Genomic DNA, 24,260 nt, shown 5'->3' on the forward strand with positions numbered 1-24,260 from the left:
ATAAACGATTCGCCAACCGGTTTTTCATGTTCCTTTCACAAAAACCGGCATAACCTTAATTCCCATAGGTTCGGTAGTGGCTATGCCCCAACCTGCCGGGCAAATCGTGAAAAGTCAATCTATCCCCGACGTCATGCTTTTTTTGCCAAGTTATTGATGCAGGAGCGCTTTTCTGTGTCTACGCTGAGGCTGGATCCAATAATCGCGTGAATCCATCCTTTATTTTTTGTAATGAGGTGCCCATGAGTCAGGCGTTTCTCCCCTTCTCTCGCCCCAGTATCGGCGATGAGGAAATTGCCGCTGTCGAGCAGGTGTTGCGCTCGGGCTGGATCACCACGGGGCCGAAAAACCAGGCACTCGAAGAGCAATTTGCGCAGTACGTGGGTTGCAAGCACGCGGTGGCCTTGTCTTCGGCCACCGGCGGGATGCACATCACGCTGCTGGCCCTGGGCATCGGCCCGGGCGATGAAGTCATCACCCCGTCGCAGACCTGGGTCTCGACCGCCAACATGATCTCCCTGCTGGGCGCCAAACCGGTGTTCGTCGATGTCGACCGCGACACGCTGATGACCGACGCTGCGCGCATCGAAGCGGCCATCACTCCGCGAACCAAGGCGATCATCCCGGTGCACTATGCCGGCGCTGCATTCGATCTCGATCCGCTATATGCCCTGGCTGACAAGCACGGCATTCCGGTCATCGAAGACGCCGCCCACGCTGCCGGCACCCGCTACAAGGGCCGTCATGTCGGTTCGCAAGGCACGGCGATCTTCTCGTTCCACGCGATCAAGAACATGACCTGTGCCGAAGGCGCGATGTTCGTCACCGACGACGAAGCCCTCGCCAGCCGCGTGCGCATGCTCAAATTCCACGGCCTGGGCGTCGACGCCTATGACCGTCTGACCGGTGGCCGCAAGCCACAGGCACAAGTGATGGAGCCGGGCTTCAAGTACAACCTGGCCGACATCAACGCCGCGATTGCCCTGGTGCAACTGCAGCGTCTGGACGAAATCAACGCCCGCCGCACCGAACTGGCCACCAGCTACCTGCAAAAATTCGAAGGCCTGCCAGTGCAACCGCTGGCCCTGCCCGACTACGCCCAGCAACACGCCTGGCACCTGTTCATCCTGCGCATCGACAGCGAGCGTTGCGGCATGGACCGCGAAGCCTTCATGAAGGCGTTGCAGGATCAGGGCATCGGCACCGGTATCCATTTCATCGCCACCCACTTGCACACCTGGTATCGCCAGCGTGACCCCGACCTCTACCTGCCCAACACCGAATGGAACTCGGCGCGGCTGTGCTCGATTCCGCTGTTCCCCGACATGACCGGTCAAGACCTTGACCGGGTGGTCGGTGCCATCGCACACATCATGGAAAAACGCCTGTGAAACCTTATCCAATCCGTAGCGTGTCGATCGTCATCCCGGTCTACAACGAACAGGAAAGCCTGCCCGAGCTGCTGCGTCGTACCGAGGCGGCCTGCCGCCAGTTGCATCACGATTTCGAAATCGTGCTGGTCGACGACGGCAGCCGCGATGAGTCGGCCAACATGCTTGAAGAAGCCGCCGGTCGTGAAAACAGCCCGTTCGTGGCGGTCATTCTCAACCGCAACTACGGTCAGCACGCCGCGATCATGGCCGGTTTTGAACAGTGCAAAGGCGACGTGGTGATCACCCTCGACGCCGACCTGCAGAACCCGCCGGAAGAAATCCCGCGGCTGGTGGCCGAAGCCGAAAAAGGTTACGACGTGGTCGGCACCGTGCGCGGCAACCGTCAGGATTCGGCGCTGCGCCGTTATCCGTCTAAGCTGATCAACCTTGCCGTGCAGCGCTCCACTGGCGTCGCGATGAGCGACTACGGCTGCATGCTGCGTGCCTACCGCCGCACCATCATCGACGCGATGCTCGCCTGCCGTGAACGCAGCACATTCATTCCGATCCTGGCCAACAGCTTCGCCCGTCACACCACCGAAATCGTCGTGGCCCACGCCGAGCGTGAACACGGCGACTCGAAATACAGCCCGATGCGCCTGATCAACCTGATGTTCGATCTGGTGACCTGCATGACCACCACGCCGCTGCGCCTGCTCAGCATCGTCGGCTTCGCCATGGCCGGTCTGGGTGTGCTGTTCGCCGTTGCGCTGATCGTACTGCGTCTGGCCTTCGGTGCCGGTTGGGCCGGTGACGGCATGTTTGTGCTGTTCGCCGTACTGTTTGTGTTTACCGGTGGCCAGTTCATCGGCATGGGGCTGCTGGGTGAATACCTCGGTCGCATGTACAGCGATGTGCGCGCCCGTCCGCGTTTCTTCATCGAAAAGGTGTTGCGCAGCCAGCCGGCCGATCCGGCCCCTGCCGTCACCGTTGATGGTCTTTCTTCTACCGCTACTTCTTCCACTTCCGATCAGGTTCTCTCATGAGTGCAAAAACTGTTGTCTTCGCCTACCACGATATTGGCTGCGCCGGCATTGAAGCCCTGCTCAACAGCGGCTTTGACATTGCAGCAGTGTTCACTCACGCCGATGATCCGAAAGAAAACGCGTTCTATGCCTCGGTGGCCCAGCTGTGCGCCAACAAAGGCATCCCGGTACATGCGCCGGAAGACGCCAACCACCCACTGTGGATCGAGCGCATCGCCAAGCTGGACCCGGAATACATCTTCTCCTTTTATTACCGCAACCTGCTGAGCGAGCCACTGCTGGCCCTGGCCAAAAAGGGTGCATTCAACCTGCACGGTTCGCTGCTGCCACGCTATCGCGGTCGCGCTCCGGCGAACTGGGTGCTGGTCAACGGCGAAACCGAAACCGGCGTGACCCTGCACCGCATGGTCAAGCGCGCCGATGCCGGCGCCATCGTTGCTCAACAGCGTGTTGCCATCGAACGCAGCGACACCGGCCTGACCCTGCACGCCAAACTGCGCACTGCCGCCAGCGACCTGCTGCGCGACACCCTGCCGAACATGCTGCAAGGCAACATCACTGAAACCCCGCAGGACGAATCGAAAGCCACCGTGTTCGGTCGCCGCACCCCGGCGGACGGCAAGCTGGTCTGGGCCAAACCGGCCGAAGAACTGTTCAATCTGGTGCGCGCCGTGACCCGTCCTTACCCGGGCGCCTTCTGCGCCGTGGGCGAGCACAAACTGATCGTCTGGAGCGCCGACGTCGTCAAGGGCAACGAAGGCCAGGCGCCAGGCCGCGTGATCAGCGTCGATCCGCTGCGCATTGCCTGCGGTCAGGACTCGCTGGTGATCAACGCCGGTCAGCGCAACGACAACGGTCTGTACCTCAGCGGCCCGCAACTGGCCAACGAACTGGGTCTGGTGGATGGCTCGCTGCTGCGCGGCGCCGAATCCGGGCGTGCGCCACGTCGTACCCGCGTGCTGATCCTCGGTGTCAACGGCTTCATCGGTAACCACCTGTCCGAGCGCCTGCTGCGTGACGACCGCTACGAAGTCTACGGTCTGGACATCGGCTCCGACGCCATCGACCGCCTGCGCAGCCACCCGAACTTCCACTTCGTCGAAGGCGACATCAGCATTCACTCCGAGTGGATCGAGTACCACATCAAGAAGTGCGACGTGGTCCTGCCGCTGGTGGCCATCGCCACGCCGATCGAATACACCCGCAACCCGCTGCGCGTATTCGAACTGGACTTCGAAGAGAACCTGAAACTGGTTCGCTACTGCGTCAAGTACAACAAGCGCGTGATCTTCCCGTCGACCTCGGAAGTCTATGGCATGTGCCAGGACAAGAACTTCGACGAAGACAGCTCGAACCTGATCGTCGGTCCGATCAACAAGCAGCGCTGGATCTACTCGGTCTCCAAGCAACTGCTGGACCGCGTGATCTGGGCTTACGGCGCCAAGGGCCTGAACTTCACCCTGTTCCGTCCGTTCAACTGGATGGGCCCGCGTCTGGACCGTCTGGATTCGGCGCGTATCGGCAGCTCCCGCGCCATTACCCAGTTGATCCTCAACCTGGTGGAAGGCACGCCAATCCGCCTGTTCGACGGTGGCGAGCAGAAGCGTTGCTTCACTGACATCGCTGACGGCGTTGAAGCCCTGGCGCGCATCATCGACAACGACAACGACGTGTGCAACGGCCAGATCATCAACATCGGCAACCCGGACAACGAAGCCAGCATCCGTCAACTGGGCGAGGAGCTGCTGCGTCAGTTCGAAGCACACCCGCTGCGTCACAACTTTCCGCCGTTCGCCGGTTTCCGCGACGTGGAAAGCAAGGCGTTCTACGGTGCCGGTTACCAGGACGTAGAACACCGCAAACCAAGCATTGCCAACGCCAAGCGCCTGCTGAACTGGGAGCCGACCGTGGAAATGCGCGAGACCATCGGCAACACCCTGGACTTCTTCCTGCGTGAAGCCATGCTCGAAATCGCGGACAAGAAGTAATGCAGGCAGGTCTTCGTATCGATGTCGACACCTACCGCGGCACCCGAGAAGGTGTGCCGCGTCTGTTGGAGATGCTCGACGAGGCGCAGGTCAAGGCAACGTTTTTCTTCAGTGTCGGCCCGGACAACATGGGCCGGCATCTGTGGCGCCTGATCCGCCCGCAGTTCCTCTGGAAAATGCTGCGTTCCAACGCTGCCGGCCTGTACGGCTGGGACATTCTGCTGGCCGGCACTGCCTGGCCCGGCAAACCGATTGGCCGTGATCTCGGGCATCTGATGCGTCAGGCCCGGGACGCCGGTCACGAGGTTGGCCTGCACGCCTGGGATCACCATGGCTGGCAGGCCAATGCCGGTCGCTGGAGTGACGCGCAACTGATCGAACAGATCCGTCGCGGCGTCGACACCTTGAGCGACATCCTCGGCGAAAAGATCCAGTGTTCGGCCGCCGCCGGTTGGCGTGCGGACGAGCGCGTGATCGAGGCCAAGCAGACTTTCGGCTTTCGCTACAACAGCGATTGCCGTGGGCAGAGCCTGTTCCGTCCGCTGCTGGCGGACGGCACACCGGGCACGCCGCAGATTCCAGTGGACCTGCCGACCTTCGATGAAGTTGTCGGCCCGCACGTGGCGGCGAAGGACTTCAACGCCTTCATCCTCGACCGGTTCCAGTCGCAAGCACTCAACGTCTACACCATTCATGCCGAAGTAGAAGGGATTCTGATGGCTCAGGACTTTCGTCAATTGCTGGCCGATGCACGCCAGCGCCACATTGACTTCCAACCCTTGGGCAACTTGCTGCCCGAGTATTTCAACACCTTGCCCGTGGGCCGCGTGCAACGCGGTGCGCTCGAAGGCCGCGAAGGCTGGCTGGGAGTGCAAGGCGCATGACCAGACGCTGGGCACTGCCGCTGTTGGTCGGCCTTTGTCTGCTGGCCTATCTGTTGCCGTTGAGCACCCATGGCCTGTGGATCCCCGACGAAACCCGTTACGCACAGATCAGCCAGGACATGCTGCTCAGTGGCAACTGGGTGTCGCCGCATTTCATGGGCCTGCGGTATTTCGAGAAGCCGATTGCCGGCTACTGGATGATCGCCATCGGCCAGGAACTGTTCGGGCAGAACCTGTTCGGCGTGCGCTTCGCGTCGGCCCTCAGCACGGCGCTGAGTGTGTTGCTGGCCTACCTGGTCGCGCGCAGGCTATGGAACGATCCGCGCAAGAGCTTCGTCTGCGCCCTGCTCTACATGAGTTTCACCGTCGTCGCCGGTCAGGGCGGGTACGCCAACCTCGATCCGCAGTTCACCTTCTGGGTCAACCTGAGTCTGGTGGCGCTGTGGTTTGCGCTTGACAGCAAAAGCACCGGGCACCGTCTGGGCGCCTGGGCGCTGCTCGGGCTGGCCTGCGGCATGGGCTTCATGACCAAGGGCTTCCTCGCCTGGTTGCTGCCGGTGCTGATCGCATTGCCGTGGATGCTCTGGCAGAAACGCTGGCGCGAACTGCTGATATTCGGCCCGGTCGCTATCGCTATCGCGATCATCGTCAGCTTGCCGTGGGCACTGGCGGTGCACGCACAGGAACCGGATTACTGGCGGTTTTTCTTCTGGCACGAACACATCCGCCGCTTCGCCGGTGACGATGCGCAGCACGATGCGCCATGGTGGTTCTACCTGCCGCTGTTGGTGGCGTTCAGTTTGCCGTGGGTTGGTCTGTTGCCGACCGCGTTCAAGCAAGCCTGGCAAACCCGGGCCCAGCCGAACATGGTTTTCCTGCTGTTATGGCTGTGGTTGCCGCTGGGCTTTTTCAGCCTGAGCAACGGCAAGCTGCCGACCTACATCCTGCCCTGCCTGTTGCCGATGGCACTGCTGCTGGGCAATGCGCTGGCTGATCGCCTGCGTCTGGAACAAGGCCGGGCGCTGGGGATCAATGGTCTGCTGAACCTGCTGCTGGGTGTGGTCACGCTGATCGCACTGGTTTACCTGCAACTGAACAAACCGGTGTACGACCACGAACTGCACAGCATGGTGCTGGTGTTCATTGCGTTGATCGGCTGGATCATCGCCAACCTGGCGCAAGCGTTCCTGCCGCTGCAATGCTGGGCGGCACCGGCGCTGGGCAGCCTGTTGCTGGCCGGGATCCTGCCGGCGGCATTGCCCAAATCGGTGGTGGCCAACAAAACCCCGGATCAGTTCATCCGCCATCACGTCACTGAACTGTCCGGTGCCACGCACTTGCTGAGCAACGATCTGGGCGCCGCAGCGGCACTGGCCTGGCGCATGAAACAACCGCAAGTCGCGCTGTACAACACGGTCGGCGAACTCAAGTACGGTCTGTCCTACCCGGAAGGTGCTGAACGCCGACTCACCAAAGACAACGTTCAGCAATGGGTCCGTGAAGCGCGCCGCAGCGGCTCGGTCGGCGTGCTGATGCGCGTCAAGGGCCAGGACGAACTTGAAGAACTCGATCTGCTGCCTAAAGACGGTACCCGTTACGAATCGGGCAATCTGGTGATCATGGTGCTGCCCAAGGATCCGTCATGAGCTGGCTGCTGTTACTGACGGCGTGTCTGCTGACGTGTCTGGGGCAAGTCGCACAGAAACTCGCCGTGGAGAGCTGGCGCGGCGTTGAGTCGTCGTGGGCTGACAAACTGCGTTCACCGTGGTTGTGGCTGGCGCTGTTTTCACTCGGCAGCGGGCTGCTGGTCTGGCTGCTGGTGCTGCAGCGTCTTGAAGTGGGCATCGCTTACCCGATGCTCAGCCTCAACTTCGTACTGATCACCCTGATCGCCCGCTTCGTCTTTCACGAGCCCATCGACCGCCGGCATTGGCTGGGCGTGGCGCTGGTAATCGGTGGTGTGGTTTTGCTGGGGCAACAGTCATGAACCAGGTACGAGGTATCGGTTTTGCGCTGGCCAGCGTGGGCCTGGTCAGCGCTGCCCAGTTGGGCATGCGCTGGAGCATGACGCGCCTGCCGCAACCGGAACAATGGCTGGCGGCGTTGAGCACCGGCAGTGTCGATCTGTCGGCACTGGCCGTGGTGCTGGCGGCGATTTTCGCCTACGCCCTGTCGATGTTCTGCTGGCTCGCGGCCTTGCGCGATCTACCGCTGGGGCGGGCCTATTCGCTACTGAGCATCAGCTATGCGCTGGTGTACCTGCTGGCGGCCAGTCTGCCGCTGTTCAACGAATCGTTCAGTTTCACTAAATCGCTGGGCGTGGCACTGGTCATGCTCGGGGTCATCACTATTAACACTCGTCCGTCTCGTGCGCCCGAATTCAGGAGTGCTCCATGAAAATCACAGTATTTGGTAGCGGTTATGTCGGCCTGGTGCAGGCCGCCGTGTTGGCCGAAGTCGGTCACGACGTCGTGTGCATGGACATCGATCAGAAGAAAGTCGAACTGCTGCGCCAGGGTCACGTCAGCATCTTCGAACCGGGCCTGTCGAGCCTGGTGCGCGAAGGCCTGGACTCCGGCCGCCTGCATTTCACCTCTGATGAAAAACTTGCCGTGCAGCACGGTCGCGTTGCGTTCATCGCTGTCGGTACACCGTCCAGCGACGACGGCTCGGCGGATCTGAAATACGTGCTGTCGGTGGGTGACGCCGTGGCGCGCCACCGTGAGCAGCCGCTGATTCTGGTAGAGAAATCCACCGTGCCGGTCGGCACCGGCGACACCTTGCGTGCGCACATTCAGGCGGCGCTGGACAAGGCCGGTCGTGAACTGCAGTTCGATATCGTCTCCAACCCGGAATTCCTCAAGGAAGGTTCGGCGGTGGCCGACTGCCGTCGTCCCGATCGCATCGTCATCGGCTGCGAAGGTGACGAAGTGCAGGACGTGATGCGTGACCTGTACTCGCCGTTCAACCGCAACCATGACCGCATCATGTTCATGGACCTGCGCAGCGCCGAGCTCACCAAATACGCCGCCAACTGCATGCTGGCGACCAAGATCAGCTTCATCAACCAGATCGCCGAACTGGCCGAACACCTGGGCGCCGACATCGAATCGGTCCGTCAGGGCATCGGTGCCGACACGCGCATCGGTTACCACTTCATCTACCCGGGCTGCGGTTATGGCGGCTCGTGCTTCCCCAAAGACATGCGCGCGCTGATTCACAGCGCCGAGCAGGCGCACTGCTCCAGCGACCTGCTGCAAGCGGTCGAAGCGATCAACGAGCGGCAGAAGCACAAGCTGTTCGACCGTATCAACGCGTTCTACAAGGGTGACCTGCGCGGCAAGACCTTCGCCCTGTGGGGCCTGGCGTTCAAGCCGAACACCGACGACATGCGCGATGCACCGAGCCGCGTGCTGCTCGATTCGCTGTTCGCCGCCGGCGCCAGTGTGCGCGCGTTCGACCCGGAAGCGATGCAGGAAACCCAGCATCTGTACCCGAACGAAGAAAAACTGATGTTGATGGGCACGCCGGAATCGGTGCTGTCAGGTTCCGATGCGCTGATCATCTGCACCGAATGGCAGCAGTTCAAGGCGCCGGATTTCGACCTGATCGAGCAACGCCTGAAAGCCCCGGTGATCTTCGACGGCCGCAACCTGTACGACGCCGAGCGTCTGGCGCGCAATGGCTTCAAGTACTTCCCGATCGGCCGAGGCGATTCGCGCAAACTGCCGATGCCACTGCAGCAGTGGCCTAACAAAGCGGAAGTCGCTTGATCACGTTGTCGCCTGTCATCCGCCGGCAGTCCCTGATCGCAGGGCTGCTGGCACTGCTGTTGTTTATCGCCGGGGTTTACGGACAGGCTCCCATTGGCTTCGATTCACGTTTTGTGCTGTTTGCCCAAGAGATGCTCAGGCACGGGCCAACGGTATTCCCGACGACCTACGGGCAGCCGTACGCCGATTATTCGGCGCTTTCGACGCTGTTCATCTGGCTGTTGTCGCTGCCCTTCGGCGCGATCAACACCCTGACGGCATGGCTGCCCAGCGCCATTGCCGGCGGCGTGATCGTGACGTTGATGTACCGCTTGCTGGCGGTGCATTCGCAACGCTGGGCATTGATCAGCATTGCGCTGCTGATGCTCACCAGTACCTTCGTCACCGAAGTGCGCGCGGTGTCGCAAGACCTGATGCTCGCCGCCGTGGCGCTGTCGGTGTTTTATCTGGGCTACGCTCGCGACCACTTCGGTTCCGGCCCTCGCTGGCCGTTGATCTTTGCCCTGCTGTTGCTGGGCTTCGGGATTCGCGGGCCGATCGGCCTGGTGGTGCCGACCGGCATGCTCTGCAGTTACTACCTGCTCAATCGTGAGTGGAAACGCCTGTTGGTGTTCGGTGTGCTGGCGTCGATCCTGCTCGCCGCGTGCGTGGGGCTGCTGTTGTGGCTGGCCAGACTCAGTGGCGGCGAAGCGTTCCTGCAAGACGTGATCCGCATGCAGTTCATGGGGCGCATGGACGGCAGTGAAGGCGTCAGCGGTTCGCTGTATTACTTCACCAGTTCCATGGGCAACTACGCACTGGCATATCCGCTGGCGATCCTGGCGTTGGCGGCGACCTGGCTGAGCAAACCGCATCAGCGCGGGCCGGCCTTGCGTCTGGTGCAATACTGCGCGGCTGCCGGACTGATCGTCATGGTTGGCCTGTCGATTCCGCAGGCGAAGAAGGCGCGTTACCTGCTGCCGATGTTGCCGATGGCGGCGATCATCGCGGCGTACCCGTTTCAGGTGCTGCACGGTCGGGTGTTCCGCGTATTGCGCGGGGTTATCCAAGGCATTTGGCTGGTGACGCCGGGACTGTTGATGGTGGCCCTGCTGGTTGCCAAACGCCGCTTTCCCGAGCAGCTCGACAGTCTGACCCTGGTGCTGATCGTGCTCGGTGTTCTGCAATTGCTCGCGTTGTCGCGCCTGTTGATACCGCGTTGGCGTGCCGAAGTGCTGGCGCTGTGCTCGGTGCTCGCGTTGTGGATGGTGTATGCCGCGGTGTTCGAACCGGTGGAGCGACGCTTGTACGACACGCAGGCGTTCAGTCGCGCCGCATTCGCGCAGGTGCAGCAGAACCCGGCACCGCTGGTGCTGCACGGCATGGGCAAAGACGCCAAGGCGATCAAGTTCATGGTCAACGTCGAGCAGGACCTGCAACCGCAGTTCACCGAAACGGTGCAGCAACTCGAAGCCCTCAAAGGCCCGGCCTGGCTGATGATGGACAGCAAGGACCTGCAATCGCTGCAGGGCACCTCGCTGGCGGGCCTGCAACCGGTGCTGGCCGGCCGTTTCGACAAGAACGATTACGTGCTGTTGTACCTCAAACCCTTGTAGGAACTGATTGAGGCTGCGATCTTTTGCGTTTTCAGGAAAAAGATCGCAGCCTGCGGCAGCGCTTACAGGGACTTTTACCATGAGTTTTGTTGTACGCCGGGCGCGGCAGAGTGACGCCGACGCCCTCCCCGCCATTGAACGCTCGGCCGCCGAGCTGTTTCGCTCAGATCCGACCCTCGCCTGGCTGGCCGACACCGACGTGGCCAGCACCGCGCAACATCGCCAATTCATCGACCATGCCCATGTCTGGGTCGCCGAAAACACCTCGGCGCAGCTCGCAGGGTTTATCCGCGCACTGGATGTCGGCAAGCAACTGCACGTTGAGGAATTGTCCGTCAGCCTGGCGTTTCAGGGTCAGGGCGTGGGCCGTCATCTGCTGCTGGCCGCGATTGAACATGCCCGCCGCGAGCAGATGCGCGCCGTGACCCTGACCACGTTCCGCGACGTGCCGTGGAATGCGCCGTTTTATCAGCGGATGGGGTTTGTGGACGTCGCATCCGGTGAGCACGACGCGCATTTGCTCGATGCCCTGCAGAACGAAATCGAACAGGGTTTTGCCGCCGAGCGACGCTGCGCCATGCAGCTGAGATTGCCCTGACAGGGAAAATCCCTTGTAGGAACGAGCCTGCTCGCGATAGCGTCCTGTCAGTCAACTGCGTTGGCGCCCGACACTCGGTATTGGCGAGCAGGCTCGCTGCCACACGGGTTTTCATCATAAAAATAAGGACATTTGCACTGCCGTGGCCACTTACTCCCGCCTGATACGCAGACTGATGATCACCTCGCTGAGCATCGTCATCAGCCGTGCCCTGATCAGCCCACTGCTGACCCTGTTCCTCAGCAACAAACTGGACCTCAACCCGCAGGACGTCGGTCTGCTGTTGGGCATCGCCGTGTTCAGTGCCACGCTGTTGTCGCTGTACGGCGGCTACATCATCGATCGCCTCGACAAGCGTCAGCTGTTGATCCTGACCATGCTCTCCAGCGGTGTCGGCCTGATGCTGCTGACCTTCGCGCAGAATCTGTACCTGGTCACGCTGGTGCTGATCATCAGTGAAACGGCGTCGGCACTGTTCCTGATCTGCTCCAAAGCGATGCTCAGTGAAAACCTGCCGGTCGGCCAGCGGGTCAAGGCGTTTTCACTGAACTACACGCTGACCAACATTGGCTACGCCGTGGGCCCGATGATCGGTGTAGTGATTGCCGGGGTTCAGCCATCAGCGCCGTTTATCGTCGCCGGGCTGATTGCCGCCGGCAGCGTTTTCCTGCTGCTGGGCGTTTCCCGCGAGACCGGTCCGCTGTCGCCAGCCAGCCCGCCACAGAGTTTCCTGAACACCCTGATCATCCTGAAAAACGACCGCACGATGATCCTGTTCACCCTCGGTTGTCTGCTCAGCACCCTGGTCCACGGGCGCTTTACCCTGTACCTGTCGCAATACCTGCTGGTCACCCATACCCAAGAACAGACACTCGACACCATGGCCGCCCTGCTGGCCTGCAACGCGATCACGGTGATCCTGCTGCAATACCAGATCGGGCGTTTACTCAAGCGCGAGCACCTGCGGTTCTGGATTGCCGGCGGCACGGCGTTGTTCATTGTCGGTCTGATCGGTTTCAGCCTGGCGGACAGCCTCGTCGGCTGGTGCGTGGCGATGTTCATCTTTACCCTCGGCGAGATGATCATTTACCCGGCGGATTTCCTCTTCGTCGATACCCTCGCGCCGGAAGCGCTGCGCGGCAGTTATTACGGCGCGCAGAACCTCGCGGCACTGGGCGGTGCGCTGAGTCCGGTGATGTGCGGTTTTTTGCTGATGCATACCTCAGCGCCGAGCATGTTCTACGCCCTGAGTGCCTTGGCCGCGCTGGGTGGTTATCTGTGTTTTGTCAGTGGACGTCGCGTGGCCACAATTCAAAAATAATGCACTGAAGCAGCATTTATATGAATTTGTCAGCATCGTATTTGCACGGCACACTGTGCGCGTTCCTCCCCCAATAGTTGGAACGCTTAGAGGACTTTCCGAAACGGACAAGTCCTTTTTTTTGCCTCGATTTTACTGCCAAGGACCCGTTTCACATGCTCGCTCGCTGGTTCCCCGCCGCCATCAACACCCGCCCCACCGAATGGAGCCGCGCCGCCATCGGTATGGCCTTGGGCACCTTGTTCAGTGTCTGGGCGTGCAGTCAGGTATTCGGCCATGAAGTGGCGTATCACCTGCTCGGGCCATTGGGTGCTTCGGCGGTGCTGTTGTTCGCCGTGTCCTCCGGCGCGCTGGCGCAGCCTTGGTCGATCATCGGCGGCTACCTGTGCGCCAGTGTCATTGCGTTGCTGGTGGCTCATGTTCTTGGGCGAACCCTGGGCAGTGCCTGTCTGGCGGCAGGCATGGCGCTGATTCTGATGTGCTGGTTGCGTTGCCTGCATCCACCGGCCGGCGCGCTGGCGCTGACGTTGGTGCTGGCCGATCCGGCCACCATCGCCATGGACTGGAAAGCCATGGAACCGGTGATGCTCGCCGCCGCGTGCATGCTGCTCAGTGCGCTGGCCTACAACAACCTGACGCGCATCCGCTACCCGAAGCGCCCGGCCGAAACTGCGCCGCTGCAGACTCCCGTCGACAGCCAGTCAATTACCGCCGAAGATTTGAAACGGGCACTGGCCGAGATGGAAGCCTTTATCGACGTCACTCCCGAAGACCTCGAACAACTGATCCACGCCAGCGAACTGCACGCCAAACGCCGCAGCATCGGCGAAGTCTTCTCCTGACACCTCACGCACCCTGTAGGAGCTGTCGAGTGCAACGAGGCTGCGATCTTTTCAAGATCAAAAGATCGCAGCCTTCGGCAGCTCCTACACAAGCACATCCGATTTTTACCTAAGGCAAAAACGCAAACTCCCCCTGCACATATCCCGGTTGTACACGGCAAATTTGCACTGTTACGATCCGTTAACGCTCGCGCGCGAGCTTCTCGAATAAAGACAATAAAAGCAGGGAGTTAGTGATGACTGCTCAGGCTTCATCCCCGCGGACGCCGTCCATGGATGCCACGCAAAACGACGTGCTGGCCGAGGTTCGCAACCACATTGGTCACCTGACCCTCAACCGCCCCGCCGGTCTCAACGCCATCACCCTCGACATGGTTCGCCAGTTGCAGCAGCAACTCGATGCCTGGGCCGCTGATGCCAATGTGCACGCAGTGGTGCTGCGCGGTGCCGGTGAAAAAGCTTTCTGCGCCGGTGGCGATATTCGTTCCCTGTACGACAGTTTCAAAAGCGGCGCCACGCTGCACGAAGATTTCTTCGTCGAGGAATACGCCCTCGACCTGACGATTCATCACTACCGCAAACCGGTACTGGCGTTGATGGACGGTTTCGTCCTCGGCGGCGGCATGGGTCTGGTGCAAGGTGCGGATCTGCGGGTGGTTACGGAAAAGAGCCGGCTGGCGATGCCGGAAGTGGCGATCGGTTATTTCCCCGATGTCGGCGGCAGCTATTTCCTCTCGCGGATTCCCGGTGAACTGGGAATCTATCTGGGCGTCAGCGGTGTGCAGATTCGTGCGGCGGATGCGTTGTACTGCGGGCTGGCGGACTGGTTTGTCGACAGCCGCCAGTTGGCGAGTCTCGACGAACAACTTGATCACCTGGAATGGCACGACACGCCGCTCAAGGATCTGCAGGGCCTGCTGGCGAAAAACGGCGTGCAAACCCTGAGCGACGCGCCGCTGGAGAAGCTGCGCCCGGCCATCGACCATTTCTTCGCCCTGCCGGACGTGCCGAGCATTGTCGAGCAACTGCGCGCAGTCACCGTCGCCGACAGCCATGAGTGGGCGACGACCACCGCTGACCTGCTGGAGACCCGCTCGCCGCTGGCGATGGCCGTGACCCTGGAGATGCTCCGTTGCGGTCGGCAACTGAGCCTGGAACACTGCTTCGCCCTCGAACTGCATCTGGATCGTCAGTGGTTCGAACGCGGCGACCTGATCGAAGGCGTGCGTGCCCTGCTGATCGACAAAGACAAGACACCTCGCTGGAATCCGCCGACCCTCGCCGCGCTGGACGCCGGGCACGTCGCGAGTTTCTTTAACGGTTTTGATGAGAGCGGGAGCTGAGCCATGCACGATCTCGAACTGACTGAAGAACAAGTAATGATCCGCGACATGGCCCGGGATTTTGCCCGTGGCGAAATCGCACCTCACGCGCAAGCGTGGGAAAAGGCTGGCTGGATCGACGACGCGCTGGTGGCGAAGATGGGCGAACTCGGTTTGCTCGGTATGGTGGTGCCCGAGGAATGGGGTGGCACTTACGTTGATTACGTCGCCTATGCGCTGGCCGTTGAAGAAATTTCAGCCGGTGACGGCGCGACTGGCGCGTTCATGAGCATTCACAACTCGGTGGGTTGTGGGCCGGTCATGAATTACGGCAGCGAAGAACAGAAACAAACCTGGCTGGCCGACCTCGCCAGCGGTCAGGTCATTGGCTGCTTCTGCCTCACCGAACCGCAGGCCGGCTCCGAGGCGCACAACCTGCGCACCCGCGCCGAACGGCGCGACGGCCAGTGGGTGATCAACGGCGCCAAGCAATTCGTCAGCAACGGCAAACGGGCGAAACTGGCGATCGTGTTTGCGGTGACCGACCCGGATCTGGGCAAGAAAGGCATTTCTGCGTTCCTGGTGCCGACCGATACGCCGGGTTTCATCGTTGATCGTACCGAACACAAGATGGGCATCCGTGCCTCCGACACCTGCGCAGTGACCCTCAACAACTGCAGCATTCCCGAGGCCAATCTGCTCGGCGAACGCGGCAAGGGTCTGGCGATTGCCCTGTCCAACCTCGAAGGTGGCCGCATCGGCATTGCTGCGCAAGCCTTGGGCATCGCCCGGGCGGCGTTTGAAGCGGCGCTTGTGTACTCCCGTGATCGCATCCAGTTCGGCAAGCCGATCAACGAACACCAGAGCATCGCCAACCTGTTGGCCGACATGCACATGCAAATCAACGCGGCGCGCTTGATGATCCTGCACGCGGCGCGCCTGCGCACGGCGGGCAAGCCGTGTCTGTCAGAGGCGTCACAGGCCAAACTGTTCGCCTCGGAGATGGCCGAAAAGGTCTGCTCGTCGGCGATTCAGATTCATGGCGGGTACGGGTATCTGGAGGATTATCCGGTCGAGAAGTACTACCGCGATGCACGGATTACCCAGATCTATGAGGGGTCGAGTGAGATTCAGCGGATGGTGATTGCTCGCGAACTGAAGAACTACCAACTGTAAAAGCATCGCGGGCAAGCCCGCTCCCACAGGGAATTCTGTCGTTCACAAAAGTTGTGTACTCCAGAAAAACCTGTGGGAGCGGGCTTGCCCGCGATAGCGTCAGTGAGGACGCAACATTACTTTCCGGTAAACTCCGGCGCGCGCTTGGCCACAAACGCCGCCATCCCTTCCTTCTGATCCTGGGTAGCAAACGCCGCGTGGAACACCCGGCGCTCGAAACGCACGCCTTCAGCCAGGTTGACCTCAAACGCACGGTTGACGCTTTCCTTGACCATCATCGCAATCGGCAGCGACTTGCTGGCGATCACGGCGGCGACCTTCAACGCCTCGTCGAGCAACTCATCGCTCGGTACGATCCGCGCAACGATGCCGCAACGTTCGGCCTCCACCGCATCGATCATCCGCCCGCTGAGGCACATGTCCATGGCCTTGGCCTTGCCCACGGCGCGGGTCAGGCGCTGAGTGCCGCCCATGCCCGGGAGCACGCCGAGGTTGATTTCCGGTTGACCGAACTTGGCGTTGTCACCTGCCAGAATGAAGTCGCACATCAACGCCAGTTCACATCCGCCACCAAGGGCGAAACCGTTGACCGCAGCGATGATCGGCTTGCGACGGTTGGCCACGCGGTCGCTGTCGCTGAACAGGTCGTCCATGTAGATTTGCGGGTAGGTCAGCTCGGCCATTTCCTTGATATCCGCGCCGGCGGCGAAGGCTTTCTTCGAACCGGTGATGACGATGCAACCGATGTTCGCATCCGCTTCCAGAGCATCAAGGGCGTGGTTGACTTCGCTGACCAGTTGCGCGTTCAGGGCGTTCAGTGCCTGCGGACGGTTCAGGGTGATCAGGCCGACGCGGCCGTGGTGTTCCAGCAGAATTGTTTCGTAGCTCATACATGACTCCTGAATTTGTACCCTGTAGGAGCTGCCGCAGGCTGCGATCTTTTGATCTTGTTTTTAACAATCAAAAGCAAAAGATCGCAGCCTGCGGCAGCTCCTGCAAAGGGTTGGGGTTAAAGGTTGCGTGAGATGACCATGCGCTGAATGTCGCTGGTGCCTTCGTAGATCTGGCAGACGCGCACGTCGCGGTAGATGCGTTCCAGCGGGAAGTCGTTGAGGTAACCGTAACCGCCCAGCGTCTGCAACGCCATCGAGCAGACTTTCTCGGCCATTTCCGAGGCGAACAGTTTGGCCATCGAAGCCTCGACCAGTGCCGGCTGACCGCTGTCGCGCAGCGCGGCGGCGTAATGCACCATTTGCCGGGCGACGGCGATCTGCGTGGCCATGTCGGCGAGACGGAAGGCCACGGCCTGGTGCTCGATGATCGGTTTGCCGAAAGTGTCGCGCTCACGTGCATAGTCGCGGGCCGCTTCGAACGCAGCGCGGGTCATGCCCACCGCTTGCGACGCGATGCCGACCCGCCCGCCTTCGAGGTTGGCCAAGGCGATCTTGTAGCCTTCGCCCTCCTCACCCAAGCGGTTGGCGACCGGTACTTTGACGTCTTCAAACAGAATCTGGCAGGTGTCCGACGCATGCTGGCCGAGTTTGTCTTCGACCCGTGCGACTTTGTAGCCCGGGGAATCGGTGGGCACGATGAACGCCGTGATGCCGCGCTTGCCGGCACTCGGATCGGTCACCGCAAACACGATCACGATCCCGGCGTTCTGCCCGGACGTGATGAACTGTTTGCAGCCGTTGAGCACGTAGTGATCGCCCTCCAGCCGCGCCCGGGTTTTCAGGCTGCTGGCGTCGGAACCGGCCTGCGGCTCAGTCAAGGCGAAAGCTCCGAGCATGGCGCCGCTGGCCAGCGGTTTGAGGAAGCGCTCGCGCTGGTCGTCGTTGCCGAACTTGAGGATCGGCACGCAGCCGACCGAGTTGTGCACGCTCATGATGGTCGAGCAGGCGCCGTCGCCGGCGGCGATTTCTTCCAGGGCCATGGCGTAGGCCAGGTAGCCGGTGTCACAGCCGCCCCATTGCTCCGGCACGAGCATGCCGAAGAAGCCCAGTTCGGCCATCTCGCCGATGGCTTCCTTGGGGAATCGATGTTCGCGATCCCACTCGGCGGCGAACGGTTTCAGCCGTTCCTCGGCGAATTGCCGGGCCATGTCGCGGATCTGGGTCTGGTCTTCGTTGGGAATCATGGTGAATCCTTAACTTAAATCCGGGTTACACACCGCCCCCTGTAGGAGCTGCCGCAGGCTGCGATCTTTTGATTTTGATTTTAAAAACAAGATCAAAAGATCGCAGCCTCGTTGCACTCGACAGCTCCTACAGTGAGAGGGTGTTCAGTACACGCATTCCACGGCCATCGCCGTGGCTTCACCGCCGCCGATGCAGATCGCCGCAATCCCGCGTTTCAGGTTTTTCTGGCGCAAGGCCGAGAGCAAGGTCACCAGAATCCGCGCGCCCGAGGCACCGATCGGATGGCCCAGCGCGCAGGCGCCGCCGTGCACGTTGAGCTTGTCGTGGGGGATTTCCAGGTGAGTCATCGCGGCCATCGCCACCACGGCGAACGCTTCGTTGATTTCGAACAGATCGACCTCGTTCAACGCCCAACCGGTCTTCTTCACCAGCTTCTTGATCGCGCCAATCGGTGCCACCGGGAACAGGCCCGGCGTGTCGGCAAACGCCGCGTGACCGTGAATCACCGCCAGTGGCTTGAGACCAAGTTTCTGCGCTTGCGACTGGCGCATCAGCACCAGCGCCGCCGCGCCGTCGGAGATCGAGCTGGAGTTGGCCGCTGTCACCGTACCGCCTTCGCGGAACGCCGGTTTCAGTGAGGCGACCTTGTCCAGTTTGGCTTTCGGCGGCTGCTCGTCGTTGCTGATCAGCAGCTGTTCTTTGCCGACGGTCACCGTGAGCGGCACGATCTCGGCTTTGAAGCTGCCGTCCTTGATCGCCTGCTGGGCGCGGGTGGTCGAGGCGATGGCAAACGCATCCTGGGCTTCGCGGCTGAAGTCGTTGGTTTCGGCGCAGTCTTCGGCGAAGGTGCCCATCAGACGGCCCTTGTCGTAGGCGTCTTCGAGGCCGTCGAGGAACATCGAGTCGAGCACCCGGCCATGACCCATGCGATAACCGGCGCGAGCGCGGTCGAGCAGATACGGCGAGTTGGACATGCTTTCCATACCGCCGGCGATCACCACATCTGCGCTGCCGGCCAGCAGCATGTCGTGGGCCAGAATGGTGGTTTCCATGCCCGAGCCGCACATCTTGTTGACCGTGGTGCAGCGCGTCGATTTATCCAGCCCGGCGCCCAAAGCTGCCTGCCGCGCCGGCGCCTGACCGAGGCCGGCGGGCAATACGCAACCGAACAACACTTCATCAACCGCGTCGCTGGCAACCCCGGCGCGTTCAACCGCTGCCTTGATCGCCGCAGCGCCCAGTTGCGGCGCGGTGAGGCTTTTCAGTTCGCCCTGAAAACCGCCCATCGGGGTGCGGACGGCACTGACGATAACAATCGGATCGTTGGCAATAGTCATGACAAATCCTCCTTACTTGGCGGCCATGCGCAAGGCGCCGTCGAGACGGATCACCTCACCGTTGAGCATGCTGTTTTCGATGATATGCCGAACCAGCGCGGCGTACTCGGCAGGTTTGCCCAGGCGCGGCGGGAACGGCACGCCGGCGGCCAGCGACTCGCGCACTTCCGGGGTCATGCCGGCCATCATCGGGGTTTCGAAAATGCCCGGAGCGATGGTCATCACGCGGATGCCGAAACGCGCCAGTTCACGCGCGGCCGGCAGGGTCAGGCTGGCAATCGCGCCTTTGGAAGCAGAATACGCCGCCTGGCCGATCTGGCCATCGAACGCTGCGACCGAGGCGGTATTGATGATCACCCCACGCTCGCCATCGGCATTGGCTTCGCTTTCGGCAATGGCCGCTGCGGCCAGTCGCAGCATGTTGAAGCTGCCGATCAGATTGACGTTGATCACTTGGGCAAAACTCGACAGCGCATGCGGGCCGTTCTTGCCGAGAATCTTCTCGCCCCGGACGATGCCGGCGCAGTTGACCAGACCGTTGAGGCTGCCAAAGGCTTTCAGCGTTGCCTGCACCGCCGCTTCGGCAGCGGCTTCATTGCTGATGTCGGCCACCACGCTGTGCGCGCCGAGGCGCTGGGCCTGCGCGGCGACGGCTTCGGCATTCATGTCCACCAACATCACTTTGGCGCCCGCGTTGACCAGCAATTCGGCGGTGGCGGCACCCAGGCCGGACGCGCCGCCGGTGACGATAAAAACCTTGTTCTCGATCTGCATGACGGACTTCCTGATTCAAGCTGAAACGTTGTGCGCCGCGGCCTCTTGAGCCTTGGCGATTTCCTGGTTGCGCAAGATAAAGCGCTGCAATTTGCCGCTTGGGGTTTTCGGCAACTCACTGACAAATTCGATTTCCCGCGGGTACGAATGCGCGGCCAAACGCTTGCGCACGTGTTGCCGCAATTCTTCGGCCAGCGTCGGTTCGGCGCGGTATTGCGGGTTGAGCACGACGAAGGCCTTGACCAGTTCGGTACGCTCCGGATCCGGCTTGCCGACCACGGCCGCTTCGACCACTGCCGGGTGTTCGATCAGCGCACTTTCGACGTCGAACGGGCCGACGCGGTAACCGGAAGTCGTGATCACGTCATCACTGCGCCCGACGAAGCTGATACTGCCGTCCGGGTTCCATTCCACGGTGTCGCCGCTGAGGTAGTAATCGCCGACGAAAGCTTTGGTCGGCACGCCCTCGTAGCCGCCGAACCAGCACATCGGCGACTGGGTGCGGTCGATGGCGAGGATGCCCGGTTGGCCGACGCCGAGTTCGTTGTAATTTTCGTCGAGCACCACGATGCGATGGCCCGGCGAGGCGAAACCGGCGGCGCCGAGGTGGATCGGATGCTGCAGACCGTGGTGGTTGCACAGCACCATGCCCAGTTCGGTCTGCCCGTAATGGTCGTGAATCACCACATCGAGGTTGTCGGCGAACCAGCGAATCACTTCCGGATTCAGCGGTTCGCCGGCGCTGCTGACAATGCGCAGCTTGCCCTTGATCGACTTGGCGAACTCGTTGCCACCGGCAATCAGCAAGCGGTACGCGGTCGGCGAACCGGTGAGGTTGGTGATGGCGTATTTGTTGATCACCCGGCAGGTGCTTTCGAGGGTGAACGGGCCATCGTAAAAGGTGATCGGATGCCCCATCGCCATCGGCCCGGTGACGCCGAAATAGATGCCGTAGGCCCAGCCCGGATCGGCGACGTTCCAGAACGCATCTTCAGGGCGCAGATCTACCGCGTCACGGGTGTAGCTCTGGAACGCGACGATGGCCTTGAGCGGCACCGACAGCGCTTTCGACGGGCCGGTGGTGCCCGAGGTGAACATCAGCAGGAACGGATCGTCACCCGTCAGCAGGACCGGTTCGCAAACGCTGGAATAGTTGGCCAGCTCGGCCCAGAAACTGAAGTCGCCACGGACGATGCCCTGACCTTTGGCACCGCCGACGGTGACGATGGTCGGGCAATCCATGACTTCGGCGAGTTTTGGCCGGTTGACCGCGTCGGTGACCACCACTTTGGCGTCGGAGCTGTTCAGCCGATGCTCGATGGCCTTGGGGCCGAATGCGGTGAACAACGGCTGATACACCGCGCCGATGCGCCAGGTGGCGAACACGGTGATGAGCAATTCGATGTTGCGCGGCAGCAGGCCGGCGACCTTGTCGCCCTTTTGCACGCCTTGTTCGAGAAGGAAATTGGCGAAACGCGCGGCTTTGTCTTGCAGTTCGCTGAAGGTGTACGTGGCACTGGCGCCGTCGCGGCCTTCCCAGAACAGCGCGATGCGCCCCGGCAAGGCATGGCGGTCGCAACATTCGACGCAGGCGTTGAGCGCCTCCAGCGTGCCGCTGAGCGCAGCGTCCACGGTGTGCTGATAGTTGAACTGTTCGGTGGCAGACAAGTAATCGCGCATTGCCAGAATCCCTCGGTGTTTTTATTAGGCTGGGAACCGTAAACAACACAGGGATAGTCGCGCTGCGGCGCGGAGGCGGCAATGGTCAAAGCCATCAAAGTGACTGACTGGTTTGGCCATGTTTCAAGGATGTGTTGCCTTGACCGGCCCTATCGCTGGCAAGCCAGCTCCCACAGGGTTAGCGCAAACTCTGTGGGAGCTGGCTTGCCAGCGATGGCGGTGGGCCAGGCGACAGATGCTCTGAATCAGACCGCTTCGTTAAGGATCAACGTACGGTAATGCCCAGGATTGGACCCCGACCACTTGCGAAACGCCTTGTAGAACGAACTCGCATCGGCAAACCCCAGCCGCGTGGCGATCTCGACGAAGCTGATCGACGGCTCCGCCAGCCAACTGATCGCCAATTCCTTGCGCACGCTGTCCTTGAGACCCTGATAGGTCTGCCCTTCCTCGGACAAACGCCGGCGCAGGGTCGAGGCGGACATGCACAGTTGCTGCGCCAGCGTCTCGGTCTCCGGCCAATGTTCGGCGGGCAACTGCCGCAGGTCCTGCTTGATCCGGCTGGCAAGGCTCTCAGGATCGCGGTACTTCACCAGAATGTTCGCCGGCGCATGGGCCAGAAAGCGTTTCAGTTCTTCGGCCGTACGCTTGATCGGCAGATCAAGGCAGTCAGCGGCGAAAATCATCCGCGTACGCGGACGTTCGAAACGCAGGTTTTCCGAGAACATCACCCGATAGTCGTCGCAGAAATCCGGCTCGGCGCAGCGCAATTCGATCGCCAGAATCGGAATCCGCCGCCCCGCCAGCCAGCAGGCCACGCCGTGGACGATCATCCAATAGGTGAAATAGGTGAACGCGCGGCGCGGTTGCGGGTCGTCTTCGAGCAGGACGATTTCCGCCAGGCTCTGCTGATGCACCAGTTGCGCGGGCATTTTTTCCAGCATCAGCGAGAGAAAACCCAGGCCCATGTTCAGGCTGGCGGCCAGCGTCGATTGCGCCATGGCACTGCGGCAGAGGAATTCGAGGCTGCCGGACCTGAGCCGGCGCGGATCCATGCCAAAGAACTCGTCATCGCCGCGCCGGGCCAGCAGACGCCAGAGCCTGGCGTATTGCGAGGCGGGCACCCTGCCCTGTTCGCTGTGCAGCAGGGCGGGCGCAATCCCGACCTTGTTCAAGGCTTCATCCGTGGCCACGCCCGGGGCACAACTTTGCAGCAGCGCTTCACGCACCAGCTGCACGGCGATGGTGTCTTTTTCCGACATGGAGCGAGGCAGACCTTGTGGTTTTCGGGTGACGGGCATCTTACCCCAGTCATCCGATTCACCGAAAACCCTGTAGGAGCTGCCGAAGGCTGCGATCTTTTGACTTTGATTTTTAAAAACAAGATCAAAAGATCGCAGCCTGCGGCAGCTCCTACAGGGGGGCTGTGCGGGGGACGAAAAACATGCCGTTCAGCGAATGTTCAGGTAAATGTCAACCATCCCCATTTGGGAATGAGTGTCATTATGTTACAACTTAGCCACCTATCTAAATCGCTCGTGGTTGCCTGAATGCTCGTTCCCTTTCTGATCATGCTGCGCGAAGGCATTGAAGCCGCGCTGATCGTTGGCATCATCGCCAGCTACCTGCAACAGACCGGTCGTGGCCAATGGATGCCGGCGGTGTGGATCGGCGTCTTCCTCGCCGCTGCGCTGGCGTTGCTGGTCGGCGGCGGCCTGGAACTGGTCAGTGCCGAATTCCCGCAGAAACAGCAGGAATTGTTCGAAGGCATTGTCGGACTGGTCGCGGTGGGCATCCTCAGTTCGATGGTGTTCTGGATGCGCAAGGTCGCACGTTCGATCAAGCATTCATTACAGGCCTCGCTGGATCACGCCCTGACCTCGTCAAAGCATCAGGTGATCGCGCTGATCGCCATGGTGTTCTTCGCCGTGGCTCGCGAAGGCCTGGAAACCGTGTTCTTCCTGCTCGCCGTGTTCCAGCAGAGCGAAGGCCCGGGCGCGCCGATCGGTGCCCTGCTCGGCCTGGTGCTGGCAATCGTCGTCGGTTTCCTGATCTACAGCGGCAGCATGCGCCTGAACCTGTCGGCGTTCTTCAAGTGGACCGGGTTGTTCATTCTGGTGGTCGCCGCCGGAATCCTCGCCAACTCGGTGCAAGCCCTGCATGAAGCCGGTGTGTGGAATCACCTGCAAAGCGTGCTGTTTGATTTCAGCGCGACGCTGCCGATGGACGGCCCGCTGGGCTCGGTGCTGGCCGGCATGTTCGGTTATCAGGATGCGCCGACCGTCAGCACCCTCGGTGCGTACCTGATCTATCTGGTGGTGGCGCTGGTGATGTTCTTCTACCCCGCCGCGCCGGCCTCAAGCGCAGACACAGCCGGCAAATCGTCTTCCGTTTCCAGCCAATAAGGGCACCT

21 protein-coding genes are annotated in these 24,260 nt (G+C 61.3%); 15 read left to right on the top strand and 6 right to left on the bottom strand.

What is annotated here, in order from left to right:
* Positions 1–242: 242 nt before the first annotated feature.
* From arnB to L6D63_RS03535, 14 genes are all read left to right on the top strand, one after another.
* On the top strand, positions 243–1,391 hold the full coding sequence (gene arnB, locus L6D63_RS03470) for a UDP-4-amino-4-deoxy-L-arabinose aminotransferase (protein ID WP_131670405.1): 1,149 nt from the start codon (positions 243–245) through the stop codon (positions 1,389–1,391).
* On the top strand, positions 1,388–2,419 hold the full coding sequence (gene arnC, locus L6D63_RS03475; protein WP_121185406.1) for an undecaprenyl-phosphate 4-deoxy-4-formamido-L-arabinose transferase: 1,032 nt from the start codon (positions 1,388–1,390) through the stop codon (positions 2,417–2,419). The genes arnB and arnC overlap by 4 nt, the downstream gene beginning before the upstream one ends.
* Positions 2,416–4,407 (top strand): bifunctional UDP-4-amino-4-deoxy-L-arabinose formyltransferase/UDP-glucuronic acid oxidase ArnA, encoded by a 1,992-nt coding sequence (gene arnA, locus L6D63_RS03480; RefSeq protein WP_121185404.1) that lies wholly within the window; start codon positions 2,416–2,418, stop codon positions 4,405–4,407. The genes arnC and arnA overlap by 4 nt, the downstream gene beginning before the upstream one ends.
* Positions 4,407–5,291 (top strand): 4-deoxy-4-formamido-L-arabinose-phosphoundecaprenol deformylase, encoded by an 885-nt coding sequence (arnD, locus tag L6D63_RS03485; protein ID WP_041063807.1) that lies wholly within the window; start codon positions 4,407–4,409, stop codon positions 5,289–5,291. The genes arnA and arnD overlap by 1 nt, the downstream gene beginning before the upstream one ends.
* The gene (gene arnT / locus L6D63_RS03490) at positions 5,288–6,937 is read left to right on the top strand and encodes a lipid IV(A) 4-amino-4-deoxy-L-arabinosyltransferase (RefSeq protein ID WP_131670404.1); all 1,650 of its coding nucleotides are present in this window, start codon (positions 5,288–5,290) and stop codon (positions 6,935–6,937) included. The genes arnD and arnT overlap by 4 nt, the downstream gene beginning before the upstream one ends.
* Positions 6,934–7,278 carry a 4-amino-4-deoxy-L-arabinose-phosphoundecaprenol flippase subunit ArnE gene (gene arnE, locus L6D63_RS03495; RefSeq protein ID WP_047294350.1) on the top strand — a complete coding sequence of 115 codons (345 nt, stop codon included), beginning with the start codon at positions 6,934–6,936 and terminating at the stop codon, positions 7,276–7,278. Before arnT ends, arnE begins: the two co-directional genes overlap by 4 nt.
* On the top strand, positions 7,275–7,688 hold the full coding sequence (gene arnF / locus L6D63_RS03500; protein ID WP_047294349.1) for a 4-amino-4-deoxy-L-arabinose-phosphoundecaprenol flippase subunit ArnF: 414 nt from the start codon (positions 7,275–7,277) through the stop codon (positions 7,686–7,688). Before arnE ends, arnF begins: the two co-directional genes overlap by 4 nt.
* Positions 7,685–9,064, top strand: coding sequence for a UDP-glucose dehydrogenase family protein (locus L6D63_RS03505; RefSeq protein ID WP_047294348.1), 1,380 nt, complete (start codon positions 7,685–7,687; stop codon positions 9,062–9,064). The genes arnF and L6D63_RS03505 overlap by 4 nt, the downstream gene beginning before the upstream one ends.
* Positions 9,061–10,659, top strand: coding sequence for an ArnT family glycosyltransferase (locus L6D63_RS03510; RefSeq protein WP_131670403.1), 1,599 nt, complete (start codon positions 9,061–9,063; stop codon positions 10,657–10,659). The genes L6D63_RS03505 and L6D63_RS03510 overlap by 4 nt, the downstream gene beginning before the upstream one ends.
* Positions 10,660–10,738: 79 nt before the next feature.
* Complete coding sequence (locus L6D63_RS03515; RefSeq protein WP_131670402.1) at positions 10,739–11,257, top strand: GNAT family N-acetyltransferase; 519 nt, start codon at positions 10,739–10,741, stop codon at positions 11,255–11,257.
* Between the two features lie 142 nt (positions 11,258–11,399).
* Positions 11,400–12,578 (top strand): MFS transporter, encoded by a 1,179-nt coding sequence (locus tag L6D63_RS03520; RefSeq protein WP_131670401.1) that lies wholly within the window; start codon positions 11,400–11,402, stop codon positions 12,576–12,578.
* A gap of 155 nt (positions 12,579–12,733) precedes the next feature.
* Complete coding sequence (locus tag L6D63_RS03525; RefSeq protein WP_131670400.1) at positions 12,734–13,420, top strand: HPP family protein; 687 nt, start codon at positions 12,734–12,736, stop codon at positions 13,418–13,420.
* 236 nt (positions 13,421–13,656) lie between these two features.
* The gene (locus tag L6D63_RS03530; protein ID WP_131670399.1) at positions 13,657–14,763 is read left to right on the top strand and encodes an enoyl-CoA hydratase/isomerase family protein; all 1,107 of its coding nucleotides are present in this window, start codon (positions 13,657–13,659) and stop codon (positions 14,761–14,763) included.
* Positions 14,764–14,766: 3 nt separating this feature from the next.
* Positions 14,767–15,918, top strand: coding sequence for an acyl-CoA dehydrogenase family protein (locus L6D63_RS03535; protein WP_095669204.1), 1,152 nt, complete (start codon positions 14,767–14,769; stop codon positions 15,916–15,918).
* Positions 15,919–16,034: 116 nt separating this feature from the next.
* Here the strand turns inward: L6D63_RS03535 and L6D63_RS03540 are convergent, their stop codons facing one another.
* The 6 genes from L6D63_RS03540 to L6D63_RS03565 form a co-directional block, all read right to left on the bottom strand.
* Complete coding sequence (locus L6D63_RS03540) at positions 16,035–16,808, bottom strand: enoyl-CoA hydratase (protein ID WP_131670398.1); 774 nt, start codon at positions 16,806–16,808, stop codon at positions 16,035–16,037.
* 119 nt (positions 16,809–16,927) lie between these two features.
* A complete protein-coding gene (locus L6D63_RS03545; protein ID WP_131670397.1) occupies positions 16,928–18,055 on the bottom strand; it encodes an acyl-CoA dehydrogenase in 1,128 nt (375 codons plus the stop codon).
* Between the two features lie 144 nt (positions 18,056–18,199).
* Positions 18,200–19,393 carry an acetyl-CoA C-acyltransferase gene (locus L6D63_RS03550; protein WP_131670396.1) on the bottom strand — a complete coding sequence of 398 codons (1,194 nt, stop codon included), beginning with the start codon at positions 19,391–19,393 and terminating at the stop codon, positions 18,200–18,202.
* A gap of 12 nt (positions 19,394–19,405) precedes the next feature.
* Positions 19,406–20,167: an SDR family NAD(P)-dependent oxidoreductase gene (locus tag L6D63_RS03555; protein ID WP_131670395.1), complete on the bottom strand. Its 762-nt coding sequence runs from the start codon at positions 20,165–20,167 to the stop codon at positions 19,406–19,408.
* A 15-nt stretch (positions 20,168–20,182) separates the two neighbouring features.
* Positions 20,183–21,847, bottom strand: coding sequence for an AMP-binding protein (locus L6D63_RS03560; RefSeq protein ID WP_131670394.1), 1,665 nt, complete (start codon positions 21,845–21,847; stop codon positions 20,183–20,185).
* Between the two features lie 245 nt (positions 21,848–22,092).
* Complete coding sequence (locus L6D63_RS03565; protein ID WP_131670393.1) at positions 22,093–23,109, bottom strand: AraC family transcriptional regulator; 1,017 nt, start codon at positions 23,107–23,109, stop codon at positions 22,093–22,095.
* A 288-nt stretch (positions 23,110–23,397) separates the two neighbouring features.
* On the opposite strand from L6D63_RS03565, the gene efeU reads away from it, so the two are divergent.
* Positions 23,398–24,252, top strand: a complete 855-nt coding sequence (gene efeU, locus L6D63_RS03570) for an iron uptake transporter permease EfeU (RefSeq protein ID WP_131670392.1) — start codon at positions 23,398–23,400, stop codon at positions 24,250–24,252.
* Positions 24,253–24,260: the final 8 nt, after the last annotated feature.

This window comes from Pseudomonas parakoreensis, from assembly GCF_021602155.1.
GTDB lineage: Bacteria > Pseudomonadota > Gammaproteobacteria > Pseudomonadales > Pseudomonadaceae > Aquipseudomonas > Aquipseudomonas parakoreensis.